The sequence below is a fragment of the Paenibacillus sp. FSL K6-3182 genome, assembly GCF_037976325.1.
Taxonomy (GTDB): Bacteria; Bacillota; Bacilli; order Paenibacillales; family Paenibacillaceae; genus Pristimantibacillus.
Genome location: NZ_CP150265.1, coordinates 246105 through 262946, shown reverse-complemented (window position 1 = coordinate 262946; position 16842 = coordinate 246105). Strand labels below are relative to the sequence as shown.

Here is a 16842-nt window from a genome sequence, read left to right as displayed (position 1 = left end):
ATTTTTTATTATTAAAAATTCGAACCCTAAAAAGCCCACTAGGTAAATTTCACCTAATGAGCTTTTGGCCCGCTGTAGTCGGTTACGATTACCGCAACGATTTTAATGCGCCGCTCCAAGCGAGCACTTGGTTGAGCATGCCATTCACATTGGTAAAATGCAGATCAGCGGGCTAGAACAGCATTCCGTTCTCAAAATCAGAAAATAGCGACAAAGTCCACAAAAACAAGAGCTTCACTACCGCAAAACTGACCGGAAAGGCTGCTGGTACTACACAGCCCCCCCATCCCTCGAGAAGACTGCCGCTTCTGCCGAATGAAAGCTATTGCCAGACGATAATAAAGGTGGCTACGCTAGACCTTCCCTCGCTGCTAGAACAAGCGACATGCTCTGTCTGATGTCCACGGATCGGCCCCATATGCCAGCTTGTCACGAACCGACTCATTCATCTGGCATTATAGAAGTACGCTAATCAATGCAATCAAAGCAGGTAGGCCTTGGACCAACCAAATAGACCGTTTCGCTGTCGCTCCTCCGTACAATGCCGCAATTAGAACGCAAATCAAGAAGAAGATTACAATAGACTCGCCTGTTTGAGCATTGGGATGCACCAAACCCCAGATAATCCCGGCCGCCAGAAAGCCATTGTATAGTCCTTGGTTAGCGGCCAGTGATTTTGTGACTGCTGCCTCTTCCTTCGTCGTGCCGAACGTTTTCATCCCGCGCGGGGTCGTCCATAGAAACATTTCTAGTATGAGAATATAGATGTGCTCAAGCGCTACAATTCCGACTAATAGGGAAGCAATAATAGTCACTACCTCCTTGGATGATTTGTATTCTATTTTTCCATTAATTCTAACATAATATTCAAAAGTCTACCGGCAAGATCACATCGCTTTATATAGAAATGAACGGTAATGGATTTCATGCCTGACATTTTGACGATTCGACCCATTCGCCAAGGGCAGAAGAATACTAAGATTAACTTAAAGACATTGCCTAACACGGCGCTCTTTGTTCATGGTTTGGTGGAAGCGAGGGGATTTGAACCCCTTTATATACAGAATTTTTTCTCAGTGCATTCTCGTGTTAGAAATATAGTACTGCTGCATAGCTCACTGAACTAATGTTCTCCGTTAGCGAAATGATTCAAAGTTCTTTCTGAACCAGGCATGCCAATAATTCTAACGGTTCTATTTCTTTTCCTAAAAGATGTGCGTTCCAATTCGTACCAATCAATAAATTATCGTTATCAAGCCCAGGAATCCAAGTATTCGCAAAATCATCAAGCGGTATCGTCTGTGGACTGTAATGTACCCACTCTTCAATTGCACATTGTTTTGCTAAGGCTCGTTCCGACCAGAAAGGCATTACATCTGTTTCTTCAAATCCGTTCGAAGGTGATACACACCAACCGTCCTCGGATTTCAAACCCCACACAAGCTGGGTTTCTATTATCTTCTTAACGAATTTATCAAAGCGATTTTCAGAATCAATTTTCAGCCCCAAATTATGCGACATAACACACTCCTTTGTGGTGTTTAATTTAAGTACCACATATTCCATTATCCTGCCCGTTAGCGTAACTACGAAGGGCTGCCACGTGGCAGCCCTTTTAGTCTTCAACTATCGTTTCCCGTTAGTTTAATGAACCATGCTGAAATGATCCTTGTGCAATCTTCGAGTTAAGAACATGCAGTGACCGGTCATGTCGGCAGCCGCGTTTTTCCATTCTATCCCTCGACCCTATACCATAGTTCACAATATTCGTAGCCATCTACGCTTGTACCATACATCTCGAAGTTGCCGCCATCTAAAATCGTAAATGTTGATGTTTGCAGCCATTCCGAAAAAATCCGATTCTTCAAAGACCGCAAATCATACTTGCCGCTGCCATTCCCATCATGTAAAGTTGAAAATACTGCCCACGTAGATGGTGGAACATCAACAACTGTATAACCATTCACCTTGCTATCGACCGCTTTGTAACACCCAATCAGATAAGGGAACGTCGTATTGTTTGTGAATTTATAGGAATCGAATGAAAAGACAGCTCCAAGTTCCTTGCTGAAACTGCCTTCGTCTCTCCAATCCCCGCTAACCGACTGGCATAAACGGTCCAACTCACCATTACTGCTGATGGTTTGCCAAACATCGGGGATCGATATGCCCTCCTCATTGGCAATAGTGTCGTAATGATAGATATCCTCCAGCCCATAAACTTGAAAAGCATCCCGTTTTTCAATCCGATAATTCATTCCAACAACTCCCTTTAATATGATTTGAAAGGAGATGCGAGGAAAGGCTCTTAACTCACTTTCAGCATTTCGCGCTAATGTAGGCGTCATTCCATGTAGATTTTGAAATGCTCGTGAGAATGATTCAGGTGTTTCATATCTGTACTTCAAGGCAATATCCATCACAGTGTTTTTTCTGTTCTTTAAATCAAATGCAGCAAGCGTCAGCCTTCTGCGCCTGATATATTCGGACAATGGGACATCAAGTACAAATGAAAACATGCGTTGAAATTGGTAAACTGAACATAAGGCGATTTTAGCGATTTGGTCGTAATCAATATCTTGTTCTAAGTTGTCTTCGATATAGCTGACAGCTCGATTCATTCGCTCTAGCCAATCCACGGCAATCCCTCCTTTCGTAAGAAGCATATCATCCGGTAGTTTATGTCGCCTGACTTTCCGTGCAAGATAATATCAGGTGGTAATCATCCGTATACAGAAGTCCTGTTTCCTAAATTGATTCCAGTCTTTATTAGTTTGAAGCGTCTAGTAGTATTTTTCCACTCAATTTTCCCCTGTCAAAAGAAGAACTATAATCCCTGGCTTCAATTGAATGCGCCTTTCATAATTTTATTTTTGCGTATCTTTCAGCTAACAGTGTATTTACGAACTTAACGAAAACTATCAATTTTGAAGTATTCGCGAAGTTATTGAACAATCCTGCCCGTTAGTGTAATGAAGCAGCCAATCATTGTGGTCGGCTGCTTCCGTTTTTTTATAAAACAAACGTTCCCCGATAGCTTAAACCTCGGACCTATCAAATAAATACTTTATAATTGAATCTGCACATTCTACTGAGGAATTTATGTGTGTATTGACAGTACAATTGTATTGTATATCTTTGGCCATAATATTATTTTGCCACTCAGATTGGTCTTCGGTTCTATCTCCACGTTCAATATTTCTTTGGCGACAAATGTCTAAAGGACAAAAAACTTCGACAATATAGAAAGGATACCCCGCAAATATATCCTTAACTTTTTCATAATGCGGTTTTAATTCGGGTCTTTCAACCAAAATTCCGTCTATTAGTACATTCTTACCATGGTCAGAAAATAGTTTAGCAGTATGATACATCATAATAATCGCATCACTTAAATATTTCCAATAATCTTCACGGAGATAGTTATCGCCTATTGTATTCTCAAAAAGGTCATTTGCAACAACATAAAAAAATTCATCTGATTTTAACTGTATAGCATCTACTATAGATGTTTTCCCAGCACTAGTTACACCATTTAGAAATACGATTTTCCCTTTCTTCATCTTAATATGCCTCTCTTATTCATGATCATCAAAAAAGAATACTATGATGACGGTGATTTCCTGATTAGTATAACATTTGCACCAAAACGTGATGATGTAAAGAACTGTTATAATTAATCCTGCCCGTTATTTTAATAAAAGACATGCTCTTAACATGACTAAAAAATCAAAAAACCCGACCTCACGAGGTCGGGTTTCTTCATGGTATTGGTGGAGGCGAGGGGAATGGATACCTCTTATATACAGAATATTTCCTCCATCATATGTAAGTATAAAAATAAGCTATAGTTCCCCGTTAGCTCAACGAGGCTGCCGATTCATGCCGGCAGCCTCGTTCTGATGATTGTTAAGCTATCGTTACCCGTAAGTTTAAGGGAGAGCGATAAATAAGGGACCTAAAGTTACAGACCACTAATTGAAGTTATTCATCTGTCCTGGAATCCCCTTCCACTTCCATAGACATGTAAACGTCTATGAGATCCTCACTATCAACTTTAAAACCAAACCGTTCATAAAGATGTCTAGCAGAACTACCTTGTAAGACATTTAATGTTATACGTTTTCCTTTTACATCATTTTGTTCAAGCAGTTTTTTTAATACTTGACTGCCGATCCCTCTACCTTGGTAATTGGGATGAATATAAAAATGTTCCAGTAAATACCCTTCAAGTGTCGGTTTAAAAGCTATGCAGCCAACGAAAGAAGAATCTACCTCAATGATCCAAGTATGAATACAGTCGAATGCATTACGAAAGCGTTGACGTACCTTCTCTTCATCAAACCTTCCTAACCTAGTTAAATCATTCCGTAGTACAATTGCCCGTAGATTAGCAATTGTCTCAACATCGGAATTTTGGGATTGGCACAGAGTAATCTGTTTCATCTAATGAAAAACAACTCCTCATTCTTTTATTAAATCAGCAAAAGTATTTAACTACCACTAATAATCCTTTTAGACGTGTAATGATTTTAACATTAATCTAATCTGCCCGTTAGTTTAATAAAAGACTTGCTCATAACATGACTAAAAATCAAAAAAACCGACCTAATGAGGTCGGTCTTTTCCATGGTGGGTATGGAGGCGAGGGGATTTGAACCCCTGTCCGAAAATCACGCCACATAGGCTTCTAAGGGGGTAGTCACAGTTCTGATGTCACTCGAGCAAACGCTCCAGACAATTTTGTTAGCATATCTAATGTTGAAAAATGGGTACTGCCACTTACACTTGTGTACTCTTGCCAGAATATGATTGTTTAGAAAAGAACCGAAAATGTAACGCATGCTTTAAAGGAGATGTGGTTCAATGAGATATTCCAGAAATTCGAAAAGGTACTCCAGTCACACACGCCATTTCATTAAAAAACTAGGCTGCAAGCAAAACGAACAACTCCATTTTATTTTAGTCCATGACGCTAAAAATAAAAACAAGAGATTCAGTTCTTCATCTAATCACCCAGCGATGACACTCCATAAACCTCTAAATCTACTTGAAAGGCTTACTCCTCAAATTACACTCTTTTCCAAGAAAAATAAACTCATACATGTACTCAGCCAAAATAAAAGAGGCTATGCCGTATTTATGGAGATCAATTACCGAGAAACAAGGGCTAGTGATTTCAAAAAAGTCAGAGCACAGTTCATCGATGTAGATCTAAACAAGATATCAGTACATTTAGACACAAAAGAACAAGTCAAGCAGATGATTAAATCCATTCAATCCGACCCTGCAGAACTGCTTCAATCTATTACAGTTAAAAGAAATAAGCAAGGTCAATATCATTTATTGGCACTTCGAAAAAAACAGAGAGTAGCAAAATTGAAGAATGCGTTTATAAAAAAATTCAGGAGTCAAATTAAAGATTCGATGATAATCGAAACGAAAAACGGATATCACATCTATTGGGTCCTTCAAAGCGGATCCGTAAACAAATTCGTTCCTATACAAAAAGCATTGGCCAAAAAATTCAGTTCTGATCCCATGATAACAAATCTATCAAGAGTCATGCGTATACCTGGCTTCTACCATATGAAAAATCCTAAAAACCCCTTTATGGTAAAGATCAGACAACTGGGTAGGAAAAAACCTTTTACCCAAGAGGAAATTATTCATTCACTCGCATTAGAGTCCTTGTAATCAACTTATATAAACCAATCAAGCTTAGAACAGTCGATAGCATATCTAAGATAGCAAAAACCCCGACCTCTTGCGATCGGGGTTTACATGGTGGAGGAGAGGGGAATGGATACCTCTTATACAGAATATTTCCACCATCACATGCAAGTAAAAAAATAAGCTATAGTTCTCCGTTAGCTGAATGCAGTATAGTTTGGTAACCATTCCGTGCAAGCATCCGCACGTAATTGCAGCTCATTATACAGCATCCCGGCATGGTAACCGTCACAAACGGCATGGTGGAATTGTCCTGATAATGGCAACAGTATTTTCTCGTCGTACTGAAAATATTTCCCCACCGTAAAGATGGGTAGTAAATAGGTTCCCTCATTATAGATGTTCAGGTTAAATCCAGTGAAGCTAACCCAAGGAATGCTGGAAATGGGGAAAGTGCCCGGTGGTTCATTTGTTTTAGCGGCAAACTGTTTAACACTTCCATACTTATTCAGATCATCAAGATATCGACTGTAGAAATCATTAAAATCTTCACTGTACAAAGTCCATATGCTTGAAAAGGTCTTATCATCATCATGGAAAATTGTAAAGCTAGGAGATAAACAATCCCAATAACCTAATGTCCCATCTGCATTAAAACATGTGCGAAATTCATCGTGGCGGTTTACCACCGTAGTTATCATGTGGATTAGTGCTGGATACAGCTTTATCCCCCGACTCTTAAGTTCTTTCAGCAGCCGAGAAATGTCGATATTTGCCGTCATGCTAAAAGTGCATCTGACATTGTTTAAATAATGCTCAAAATAGGGTTTTCTACTCCAGTTATCAATGACAATCGGATTGAATTTCATTTATTATAACCTCCTAAAATGATTACTTTTTTCGTTTTAGGAGGTTTGATCCACTGCTTTAACCATATCCTCATCACAATCCCAACAAATTATTTTTCTACTGCCAGTTTTGAGAGAACCTGATCCATTTCATCAAAATGTTCTTTATCGCTTGAAGCATAGATCAAATCAAAACTATCGTTATTTTTCAACACTGTTATTATGCTGTCATTGTCATTCCCATAAAACTCGATGCCAATCCAATGCCGAAAGGAAATACCTTTATTATTAAAATGTTCACGAATAAAATCCAAGTCTGTTTGTTCAATAGAATAGAACGATTCACAGCCATATTCAAGTGCGAATACGCTTTGCAAATAGGCCATCGCATGAAAAAAATCGGTCAGTGTTTCAAAATCCTTTTGCCATACCTTTTCATCGTAACTCATATAAACAGGGGGATTGGACCTGGATAAATCCTTCTTATGAATTCCCCAAACACAGACACGTTGATTCTCGCAATAAAAAATTAAATATTCGCTATGTTTGAAATATTGGAGTTGCTCGGGTTTGATCAAGTGATCTTGCGTATGATTCAGCCGCTCGTCTTTACCGAGTTCCAAATAATAATCAATTAACACCTGAGGCAATTCACCAAAATTATTTTTAATAATTTGTATCTCGCCATGACTAAACCCATTTCGTTTCGTAATATGAAACAGCTTTTTAATCATTGCAAAATCAGTCATCCGCATCACACCTTATCCTTTTACAATACTCCATATATCCTCTTATCTGCATTTCACGTACAATTCTTTAGTGAAATATTTTTTCTTTCCTCTTAATCTCATTTCGCTGACTCACTAAGTATACGGCTTGTAAATCTCTTTTGTTGCGCTAACCTTTCCATAAGTTTAATAAAAGACGTGCCCTTAACATGACTAAAAAAATTAAAAAACTCGAATGTTTTTAACTATAAGTACATGGACGTTATGAATATAAAAATGTTGCGGATAAGTGCCCATTGCGTTACTATATTTATATCGACAAATTTGCAGGTCTATACAAGGAGGTTCACGCACCCATGTGCCCTCGTACCAAAGAACAAAATGAGCTCATCCGCATGCAGCGCAAGGAACAGATCCTGGACGCCGCCGCGCGCACCTACTTCCACACGGGTGGCAGCTTTGATATTCGCGACGTCGCCCGTGAAGCCGAGCTCGGTTACGGCACGGTATACCATTATTACCCCAACCGGCATTTATTAATAGAAGATGTGCTCGGCAGCGGCTTCGAGCGATGCGAGCAAGCCCTGACAGAATGGGCAAACACCTGTGTCGACAGCCCGGATAATAGGCAGCTGTTGACTTATTGCAAGGCACTGCTCCGGCTGTGGCAGTCGGACGCCCGCGCATATCTTGTCTACAAAATGGCGGCGGAACATTATACAGGTTTGCCTGCGAAGGATCAGCACCCCACAAAGAGACGATTCATGGAACGGCTGTATGTTCCGCTCCAATCGATCGCCCAGCGCGAAGACGACAGCGTCGACCATATGCTTGCCGTGCTGGTCGGCTGCTGTGGGCTGCACTACTATGCGGGCACTTCCGAGCTGGACGTCGATCGAATCGCCAAGCTCGCGATGCAAGCTATTACGAAGGAGTCCTGATACGAACATGGTCATTTTAAAAAGCAAACATGAAATCGAGGCCATCCGCAAGGCATGCCAAGTGGTGGCAGAATGCCATCGCACGATCGCCTCGCTCATCAAACCGGGAATTACAACGAACGAGATTGAGCGCATCTTCGAGGACATTATCTTGAAGCATGGCGCCAAGCCCTACACAAAGGGCTACAAGGGTTATCAATATGCGACCTGTGCATCTGTCAACGACGTGATCGCGCATGGCTTCCCTAGCGATAAGCCTCTTGAGGAGGGCGATATCGTGACGATCGACACGGTCGCAGAGCTCGACGGCTGGCTCGGCGATTCGGCCTGGAGCTATGCAGTCGGGAACATATCGCCGACGGCCGAGAAGCTGATGCGTGTCACGAAGGAATGCCTTGACATCGGCATCTCGCAGGCGCAGCCCGGCAATCGGCTGGGCGACGTGACGAGCGCCATCCAGCGGCATGCCGAATCGAACGGCTTCGGCGTCGTGCGCGACCTTCTCGCACATGGCATTGGCCGGGATCTGCACGAGGAGCCGAACTATATACATGTCGGCAAGCCCGGCAAAGGCCTCCGCATCAAGGAAGGCATGGTGTTCACGATCGAGCCAATGATCACCGAAGGCACCTACCACATGACAATCGATTCGGACAACTGGACCGCACGGACGCTGGACCGCAAGCTCGCCGCCCAATACGAGCATACGATTGCCATCACGGCTGAAGGTCCACAAATCTTGACCGCGCAATAGAATAGTTAGAGGTCGACCACGAGATGGTCGGCTTTTTTTAACGTATTCGGCATAGCATCTTTCTACTCAGATTCAAGCCGAAGCAGGATCGAGATGAGACTGCTAGCCTGGGCACAATCTCATGCCAGTAAACCCGACCTCACGAGGTCGGGTTTCTTCATGGTATTGGTGGAGGCGAACCGTGGATGAGCAAATCCACAATTCGCCTCCGCGTGTTGCTTAGATTGTTTAATGACATGGTCTAGCACTAACACTCGACCCTATCGATCGTTGCGGGTTAACTATTATTGCTTAGCTTTAACTAATTGTATTAACCTTGTCAACGCGCTTGAGTAAATCGAGTCATGTCTATGCACAAACCATACATGCAAATCTCGGTACTCTTCAGGCAAGCGATGGGAACCAATTATGCCCTTTTCTTCCGCCTTAGCAATCGATGATCGTGGTAGCATAGACACACCGAGCCCAGAAGAAACCCCATCTAGAATAACTGCTAATGTACCAAATTCCATAATCTGATATGTGGTCAGACCAGTTCCTCTCAGAAAACTCTCCGCTTTTGCCCGATGCGTACATCCAACGTCAAAGAACAACATCGGCTTCGTGAGCAACTCATACATGTCGCTTTTTCCCGGCTCAGAGATCAGCACCAACTCCTCTTCAAAAGCCGCGACATGTTCTATATCTGGATCGTCAACAGGACCATAGACGAACGCTCCATCAAGCTCGTAAGCCAACACCTTTTGTAAGAGAGCATGTGTCACACCCGTAGTGAGCGATAAATTAACATCCGGATATCGTGATTGATATTCGGCCAATAGAGGAGTCAGATGAATGACCGCAGTCGTTTCAATGGAACCTATCCGAAGAAGCCCTGCAGGTTGGTCCGAGTATTGTGTGGAATTCACAGCCTCATCCATCAGAGTCAGTATTTTATCCGCATATCCCAGCAAATTCTCGCCAGCCGGAGTTAGCGCCATCCCTCGATTGGATCGCCGAAAAAGGGGGATTTGCAACTGAGCCTCAAGATACTGAATTCTGGTCGTCACATTAGACTGTACATAGTTCAACATTTGCGCAGCCTTGGTTATGCTCCCCTCTCGAGCTACAGCTTGAAATATTCTTAAATCTCCGCTTTCCATTTCTATGTCACCTGCTTGGTATGATCATTTATGATACTCACATTCGGTTTTGTTCATTTTACTGTATGACTCCCTCTCTGTACAATTCAAAATAGATTCATCGAAATACGAATTACTGGAGGAGTTAGGATGAAAGCAATCGTACATGCTGGGATGAACGGCTTGAAGGGCTTAACATATGAAGACGTTATTGACAAACAGCCGGGCTTCGGCGAAGTAAAAGTAAGGCTGAAAGCTGCTGGGTTGAATCATCGAGACTTATTTCTCATGGCGGATCGAACAAATAAGGATGCTCCCCTAATTATAGGTTCTGACGGCGCGGGTAGAATTGAAGTGGTAGGTGAAGGCGTAACAAACCTTACAGTAGGTACCGATGTAATCATTAATCCATGTATCGGATGGGAGATCACCCAAAATGTCCCGAGCGTTCCAGCAATAGTGGGCGGTCCTTCGGATGGTACATTCGCCGAGTTTATCATCATCCCTGCACAAAATGCCGTCAGCAAACCAGCTTACTTGTCTTGGGAAGAAGCTGGGGTGTTGCCCTTGTCTGCCTTGACGGCCTATCGGGCTTTATTCACCAGAGGTCGCTTACAGCAAGGTGAACATATCCTTATTCCAGGTATTGGTGGCGGTGTGGCGACTTATGCCATGCTTATGGCTTCAGCGGCGGGTGCACGAGTCAGTGTCACATCACGCAGTGAAACAAAAAGGAAAGCTGCTCTTGCACATGGAGCAGATCATGCCTTTGACAGTCATAGTGATTGGAAGGAAAGTATGAAGGGAGAAACAGTAGATCTCATTCTTGACAGTATCGGGCCAGCGACGTTCCAACAGTACTTTGATATCATTAAGCCAAATGGCCGTATCGTTACTTTTGGAGCAAGCTCAGGAGATCGAATGGAAATAGCAGTACGATCCATATTTTACCCACAAATCAGTATCATCGGCACCTCAATGGGAAGCAGTGAAGAGTTTATTGCTATGCTTCAATTTATGGAACTCCACTCGATACGTCCTATCATTGATAGTGTGTATCCTTTACAAGACACCCTTCAAGCCTTTCAGCGAATGCAACAGGGGGAGCAATCTGGGAATATTGGAATAAGAATGGATTGAGACTTTGAAAATAGTAATCGCCGATCTAATCCTCATTACAAAAAAATGGACCTGTACTTCATCAACAGCTTCATCACATAAAACATATCGTGTGTGATATTCATTCCGGGAAATTGTTTACCAATACCTTGAATAAACGCTTCTTAGTTCAATCCCATAAAAGTCATGGCCTGTATCTCCACATTCGTCAGGGACAGCTTACTCTTCGTTTCTCTACAAACAGCAAAAATCCACAACCTCTTGCGGTTGTGGAATTACATGGTGGAGGCGAGGGGGATCGCCCCCCCCTTTATATACAGAATTTTTTCTCAGTGCATTCTCGTGTTAGAAATATAGTACTGCTGCATAGCTCACTGAACTAATGTTCTCCGTTAGCGAAATGATTCAAAGTTCTTTCTGAACCAGGCATGCCAATAATTCTAACGGTTCTATTTCTTTTCCTAAAAGATGTGCGTTCCAATTCGTACCAATTAATAAATTATCGTTATCAAGCCCAGGAATCCAAGTATTCGCAAAATCATCAAGCGGTATCGTATGTGGACTGTAATGTACCCACTCTTCAATTGCACATTGTTTTGCTAAGGCTCGTTCCGACCAGAAAGGCATTACATCTGTTTCTTCAAATTCGTTCGAAGGTGATACACACCAACCGTCCTCGGATTTCAAACCCCACACAAGCTGGGTTTCTATTATCTTCTTAACGAATTTATCAAAGCGATTTTCAGAATCAATTTTCAGCCCCAAATTATGCGACATAACACACTCCTTTGTGGTGTTTAATTTAAGTACCACATATTCCATTATCCTGCCCGTTAGCATAACTACGAAGGGCTGCCACGTGGCAGCCCTTTTAGTCTTCAACTATCGTTTCCCATTAGTTTAACGCACGTTTACTTCCTCTGCATTCGATTTGGAAATTTTTATTTTTACCATAATCAATACGAAAGCAAGCAATGTAAACATAATTCCGCTCCAGATGAGTTGATGTATTCCCAAGTGAGAAATAAACCAACCACCGATAGAAGCCCCTACAGTAATTCCAAGATTGGAAAATGAGACAAACAAGCTGTTGCCGAATTCGGGAGCTTCTTTCGCCTCGGTCGTTAACCATGCTTGACTGACAATAAGCCCGCCGGAATGCACTACCCCCCAAATGATTACGATAACAACCATCGGAATGAGATAAGATCCCAGACAATAAGCGAATAAGTAAATTACCGCATATAGCAGAGGAAACATGATGACGGTCTTTGTAATGCTTTTATGAACAAAGCCCCCAAATAAAAAATTCCCAAAAATCATGATGATACCAAAGACCATCAACATGATGCTGATTCCTGACCCGTTCATATGTGTTACTTGCACAAGATATTCAGCAAAGTAGCTGTACACAGAAAACATAGCTGCAAAGATAAAAATAACGGTCACGATATTTAACCACAATTGAGGTTTACGTAATATGCCAAGCTGCTTGCCATAAGACATTTTTTCCTTAACAGGCATGGAAGGAAGCCAAACTTGTATCCCTACAAAGGCAATCATGCTTACAACAGCTCCGAACAGGAAAGCGACTTCTAACGAAATCTTCTCCGCGAGATACGATGTCAAAGGCACGCCAAAAGCAAACCCCACCGTGATTCCGGCGAAAACCTTTGTGACCGCTTTACTGCTTTTTTCCGGAGGGACAAGCTTGGCTGCGGTCACAAGGGCAACCGAAAAAAAGACGGGATGAAAAATAGCAGGGATAAAACGAAAAACTAGCATCACATCGAACTGGGTCGTATAAGCATAAACCATATTCGAAATTGCAAAAATAAGCAAAGTGGTTAATAGAATGACTTTACGATTAATACCGGATACGAGTAATGTCAGGAATGGACCTGAGATAGCAACGACGAGAGCAAATATACTTACAAGCCATCCAGCCTGTGAGGTCGATATATTAAATTTTTGAGTTACCTGGGGTAAAACACCTATAATCCCCATTTCCGTTGTAATAATACCGAATACGCCTAAAGCCAAAATAATGATAAGCAAGGGGTTAACCTGTTTCATTTTAAATGTAAGTCTCCTTTTATATTTACATATATAGATTCATAGATGTATATTACAAAAAAAAGACCTCCTTTCAGTCTATAGTTTCTTTTGGATGTACTCTGAAAATTCCTGTATTGTCTTTTCGTTTCGACGATAGTACGTCCACTTCCCAATTCGCTCAGATTCCAACAAACCAGCTTTTTGCATCGTCAACAAATAACTCGAAATAACAGACTGTGCAAGTCCTGCTTTAGCCTGAATATCTCCCACGCATACACCAATTTGAAAATTGAGATTTTGTTGTAGATAAGGTTTTTCATCAAAGAATTCCTCTGGATTCTTTAACCATAGCATAATTTGACTACGCGTCTCGTTAGACAAAGCTTTATAAATCTGTAATGGTTCCATACAGATTATTATATCTATTTTTATAGATTTGTAAATATAAAATGTGCTGTTTTCTCCAATATCTTTTGACAAGAACTTGAAAAATCTATTGCCTGTACCGACTTTTGTTGGAGAAATCTGCCCGTTAGCTTAACAAACCGATAGCAATACTCTTGGAAAATGAAGGTGATTAGCTGGTATCCAGCGAAATATTAATCTTAATTGATGATATGACATTACGGGGGTAAACAAATGAGTGAATTTACTTCAGGCAGTCTTGTATTGAATAAACATAGGAAAGCTATCGAAGACTTCAATCCCATTTTTATAAAACCGCTTAATGATAAATGGAGCTTGTTTTTTACGGAAGGTACAGAAGTTAGTGACACCTATCCTGAGGATATTATAAAAATGACTGCTGGCGTACCTCTATTATACTTTTATAATTTCGAAGACCACGGCTGGGGTTTCACCATCCTTCATCAAAGCAGAGTTGTATCTGCATTCGATTATTCGTATGAGGAAGATGAAATTGAATTACAGAATTATGTACAAGAACGGTTTCCTGAAGAAGAAGCTATTGAATTACTCTATCTGAACCCTGATTCAGACGCTTTTAGGGTTAAAATACTTGAGGAATTCTATATGGAACATAGTAAGGAAGACAAAGTAAAGAAACTTATTATGAGTCTTGACGTGGATGCTTTTGCGTTATTCAACATCGATTCGGGTGGACTTGATAGACTGCGAGATATGTTCCGTATTGAGTCGTTGGTCAGTCTTCAAGATCGTTTTACCTTGATAGACGACTTCAAAGCGACCATAGATATCAAGGAAATGTGCTGGATCCGTGCAGATCGGATAGAGAATCTGATGAATTAACAACTGCCAACTGCCTCTCGATTGAATCATTAAGCTGCATTAACCGCTAGCCCAAACCTGAAATTAAGTTCAGGCTAGCGGCTATTTTGTTGAACTAACGTTCCCCGTTAGCGTAAGATTGTTTGGTTTGGTTACCTTACCCTTACATCAAGAGAAGGTACTTGTCAGGCAACTTGTACAAAATTATTATCTTAAGTGTTCTGGAATTCTTTCAGGTGAAAATTCATTACATCCGTTTCCGTCGCTGTTAGTTTCGTTAATTGCAGGTTCTTTATCTAATAATTATCGAAAATTCCTAAGTCAGTGGGTCTTCTCCAAACTTATCCCATAATAAAGGGAATCTTTCCTCTAGGTCTTCTTCCTCCCAATCAAATTCAATATCAATTGGTTCAAATTTATAACCTCGTGCTTCTAATTCATTTAAAAATTCTGTATAAATATCATCGTTATATTCAAACGATCCTGTTTTTTGATATGTGTACGCATCTGAAGCTGCTGATAAAATCTCTTCCAACTGAGGCGCAAATCCATCTTCTTGTAAATTATCTTCAGTGAAATATTCTGCTAGAAATTCAGGATTATTTACTCCCTGATTGAAAACTTCTTCTCCTCGAGAAATAAGCCAGCCTCTGAAGTAATCAAATCCATCGTCTGAACATCCTCCCATTATCACAAAAGCTGCGCCCCATAATGACGATGTATAAGATTGTTCCAACTTATTTCTAAACTCAATTTCGAATTCAATGACCTCTTCTGTTCTTTTCTTTACTAATTCTTGGGTTAACCATTCTACTTGTTCTGCACCGTTCTTTTTTGAATTATCTATTATTTTCCAAAAATATTTATTCGTCATAGGTACAGCTCTCCTTTGGTTTTTATTATTTTCATTGCGGGGATTTCTTTTATCGTGATATTCACGAAGTTCGTAAATACTCCATCCCGAAATGTATTCGAGAAGCGATTGAACTATCCTGCCCGTTAGCGGAATAGGATTCCGAAACATCATTGACAGACCCACGCTAATAAGGAATTTCGGTCACTTAGTTTATTCTGTCGGGAATGAGATAATGTTCTGGTCACCCGACATTTTTCGAAGACTTAGTGGGTGTGGGCTGAGTTGGCTTCTTTGGATAATTTTTTATTGGTCCAATTTTACGGTCGCTACCTGATAGAAGGAACTTGGTGTAATATTGATCGGCTTTCCATTTAAGTCTGTTATAGATGCATAATTGCATTTTCCGGCTATATATGTAAAAACTATCGTGCTTTGGTTGGATACCATACCTTGAAGGACAAGCAGAATTGGGCGGATTTGAAAGCTAAATTTACGGAGTTATGGTCAAGTGGTCATGGGGCTTCTTTTGACGAAGTCGTAACTCAAGCAAGATCTTTCGTCACGGCAATGAGCGAGGACTGAGAGGGAGATGAGATCGGAGGCGAGAATGTAAAATACTTCCTAGAACCATAACCTCAAGATGAAAGAGGCATCCGAATGGATTCGGATGCCTTTATTTGGAGTCTAGAAACCATATAGTAAACTTTTATTGGTCGGCTTCATCCTGCTTCTCGGCTTGGAATTCTTGAATGCTTTCTTTGCGCCGCTGATTCTTGGCTTCGTTGATTCCTTTTTCATCGGCACTAATTTCATTTGCATGCTCATCCAAATAGCTTTCCGCTTCCTGCAAATTAGCTTGCGTGTTTTCAATATGCTGCTGCAGATGGATCTTATTATCTGCACGGTTATCGGGTTTAGCCATGTGATTCCCTCCATTTGGTGTTAATTACGAACCTTTTCATATTGGTCATTACTTACTTCCACTATTCAACGGAAATTTTTTTTATTTTGCATGTCATCGGTCTCCGATTTAGGTTTCATCGGCAACCATGTAGAGGATGCATATAAAAAGTAAAATCCACCATAATAGTCTAGTACACTTCATTAACGACTGGAGGAGATAACATGCTCGAAAACCTTGAAAGCAATTATGATTGTGCCAATGCTGGTGATGACTTGCATAAGCTTAAGCAGGAGCTCGATTCAATTCGGAATCGCCAAACAACAGAACAGGCAACACAAGATGATATCAATCGTCTTGAAAATCAAATCTCGTTCATTTTAAATAAATGCGATATTAACAGCTAGTCTTGACACGGCTTGATGTCGTTATCGGATGATAAGAACATATTTGCTTAAGAAGCCGCATTGTTGCGGCTTTTTTCATGCAGATTTTTGTTTTAAGTTTTTTGATGAATGTTTACTGTCCGGAGTCCTTTGCGCATAACTGCCCGTTAGCGTAATGAAGCAGCCGATCATTGTGGTCGGCTGCTTCC

The 16842-nt window shown here is 41.1% G+C and carries 19 protein-coding genes and 1 pseudogene; 6 read left to right on the top strand and 14 right to left on the bottom strand.

Features of this window, described 5'->3' with window-relative positions:
• Nucleotides 1-88: 88 nt before the first annotated feature.
• From MHH56_RS01320 to MHH56_RS01295, 6 genes and pseudogenes are all read right to left on the bottom strand, one after another.
• A pseudogene (locus MHH56_RS01320) lies at nucleotides 89-214 on the bottom strand (NADPH-dependent oxidoreductase); the annotation flags it as partial.
• A gap of 241 nt (nucleotides 215-455) precedes the next feature.
• A complete protein-coding gene (locus tag MHH56_RS01315) occupies nucleotides 456-815 on the bottom strand; it encodes a DUF1304 domain-containing protein (RefSeq protein ID WP_076270727.1) in 360 nt (119 codons plus the stop codon).
• Between the two features lie 334 nt (nucleotides 816-1149).
• Nucleotides 1150-1521 (bottom strand): DUF2750 domain-containing protein, encoded by a 372-nt coding sequence (locus MHH56_RS01310; RefSeq protein WP_339206066.1) that lies wholly within the window; start codon nucleotides 1519-1521, stop codon nucleotides 1150-1152.
• A 212-nt stretch (nucleotides 1522-1733) separates the two neighbouring features.
• The gene (locus MHH56_RS01305; protein WP_339206065.1) at nucleotides 1734-2639 is read right to left on the bottom strand and encodes a helix-turn-helix domain-containing protein; all 906 of its coding nucleotides are present in this window, start codon (nucleotides 2637-2639) and stop codon (nucleotides 1734-1736) included.
• 399 nt (nucleotides 2640-3038) lie between these two features.
• Nucleotides 3039-3563: an AAA family ATPase gene (locus MHH56_RS01300; protein ID WP_339206063.1), complete on the bottom strand. Its 525-nt coding sequence runs from the start codon at nucleotides 3561-3563 to the stop codon at nucleotides 3039-3041.
• Between the two features lie 421 nt (nucleotides 3564-3984).
• On the bottom strand, nucleotides 3985-4446 hold the full coding sequence (locus tag MHH56_RS01295; RefSeq protein ID WP_339206061.1) for a GNAT family N-acetyltransferase: 462 nt from the start codon (nucleotides 4444-4446) through the stop codon (nucleotides 3985-3987).
• A 420-nt stretch (nucleotides 4447-4866) separates the two neighbouring features.
• Between MHH56_RS01295 and MHH56_RS01290 the strand changes: the two genes are divergently transcribed.
• Entirely contained in the window at nucleotides 4867-5697 is an 831-nt protein-coding gene (locus tag MHH56_RS01290) for a hypothetical protein (RefSeq protein ID WP_339206059.1), read from the top strand.
• Nucleotides 5698-5870: 173 nt separating this feature from the next.
• Here MHH56_RS01290 and catA read toward each other — a convergent pair whose 3' ends face one another.
• Entirely contained in the window at nucleotides 5871-6542 is a 672-nt protein-coding gene (gene catA / locus MHH56_RS01285; RefSeq protein ID WP_339206058.1) for a type A chloramphenicol O-acetyltransferase, read from the bottom strand.
• An 89-nt stretch (nucleotides 6543-6631) separates the two neighbouring features.
• A complete protein-coding gene (locus MHH56_RS01280) occupies nucleotides 6632-7270 on the bottom strand; it encodes a hypothetical protein (RefSeq protein WP_339206057.1) in 639 nt (212 codons plus the stop codon).
• 335 nt (nucleotides 7271-7605) lie between these two features.
• Between MHH56_RS01280 and MHH56_RS01275 the strand changes: the two genes are divergently transcribed.
• Nucleotides 7606-8190 carry a TetR/AcrR family transcriptional regulator gene (locus MHH56_RS01275; RefSeq protein WP_339206055.1) on the top strand — a complete coding sequence of 195 codons (585 nt, stop codon included), beginning with the start codon at nucleotides 7606-7608 and terminating at the stop codon, nucleotides 8188-8190.
• A 7-nt stretch (nucleotides 8191-8197) separates the two neighbouring features.
• Nucleotides 8198-8944, top strand: coding sequence for a type I methionyl aminopeptidase (gene map, locus MHH56_RS01270; protein WP_339206054.1), 747 nt, complete (start codon nucleotides 8198-8200; stop codon nucleotides 8942-8944).
• Nucleotides 8945-9228: 284 nt separating this feature from the next.
• On the opposite strand, the gene MHH56_RS01265 is transcribed toward map, so the two are convergent.
• Nucleotides 9229-10086: a LysR family transcriptional regulator gene (locus MHH56_RS01265; RefSeq protein WP_339206053.1), complete on the bottom strand. Its 858-nt coding sequence runs from the start codon at nucleotides 10084-10086 to the stop codon at nucleotides 9229-9231.
• A gap of 129 nt (nucleotides 10087-10215) precedes the next feature.
• Between MHH56_RS01265 and MHH56_RS01260 the strand changes: the two genes are divergently transcribed.
• Entirely contained in the window at nucleotides 10216-11205 is a 990-nt protein-coding gene (locus tag MHH56_RS01260) for a zinc-binding dehydrogenase (RefSeq protein ID WP_339206051.1), read from the top strand.
• Nucleotides 11206-11589: 384 nt separating this feature from the next.
• On the opposite strand, the gene MHH56_RS01255 is transcribed toward MHH56_RS01260, so the two are convergent.
• The 3 genes from MHH56_RS01255 to MHH56_RS01245 all read right to left on the bottom strand — a co-directional run bounded on the left by MHH56_RS01255 (nucleotide 11590) and on the right by MHH56_RS01245 (nucleotide 13650).
• Complete coding sequence (locus tag MHH56_RS01255; RefSeq protein ID WP_339206050.1) at nucleotides 11590-11961, bottom strand: DUF2750 domain-containing protein; 372 nt, start codon at nucleotides 11959-11961, stop codon at nucleotides 11590-11592.
• A 123-nt stretch (nucleotides 11962-12084) separates the two neighbouring features.
• A complete protein-coding gene (locus tag MHH56_RS01250; protein ID WP_339206048.1) occupies nucleotides 12085-13260 on the bottom strand; it encodes an MFS transporter in 1176 nt (391 codons plus the stop codon).
• A gap of 78 nt (nucleotides 13261-13338) precedes the next feature.
• Nucleotides 13339-13650, bottom strand: a complete 312-nt coding sequence (locus tag MHH56_RS01245) for an ArsR family transcriptional regulator (protein WP_339209456.1) — start codon at nucleotides 13648-13650, stop codon at nucleotides 13339-13341.
• A gap of 231 nt (nucleotides 13651-13881) precedes the next feature.
• On the opposite strand from MHH56_RS01245, the gene MHH56_RS01240 reads away from it, so the two are divergent.
• Nucleotides 13882-14511 (top strand): hypothetical protein, encoded by a 630-nt coding sequence (locus MHH56_RS01240; protein WP_339206047.1) that lies wholly within the window; start codon nucleotides 13882-13884, stop codon nucleotides 14509-14511.
• Nucleotides 14512-14806: 295 nt separating this feature from the next.
• Here the strand turns inward: MHH56_RS01240 and MHH56_RS01235 are convergent, their stop codons facing one another.
• Together MHH56_RS01235 and MHH56_RS01230 are read right to left on the bottom strand one after the other, a co-directional pair.
• Nucleotides 14807-15364, bottom strand: coding sequence for a DUF4240 domain-containing protein (locus tag MHH56_RS01235; protein ID WP_339206045.1), 558 nt, complete (start codon nucleotides 15362-15364; stop codon nucleotides 14807-14809).
• A gap of 688 nt (nucleotides 15365-16052) precedes the next feature.
• A complete protein-coding gene (locus tag MHH56_RS01230; protein WP_339206044.1) occupies nucleotides 16053-16268 on the bottom strand; it encodes a small acid-soluble spore protein Tlp in 216 nt (71 codons plus the stop codon).
• Nucleotides 16269-16471: 203 nt separating this feature from the next.
• Between MHH56_RS01230 and MHH56_RS01225 the strand changes: the two genes are divergently transcribed.
• Nucleotides 16472-16654 carry a DUF2524 domain-containing protein gene (locus tag MHH56_RS01225; RefSeq protein ID WP_339206042.1) on the top strand — a complete coding sequence of 61 codons (183 nt, stop codon included), beginning with the start codon at nucleotides 16472-16474 and terminating at the stop codon, nucleotides 16652-16654.
• Nucleotides 16655-16842 lie beyond the last annotated feature (188 nt).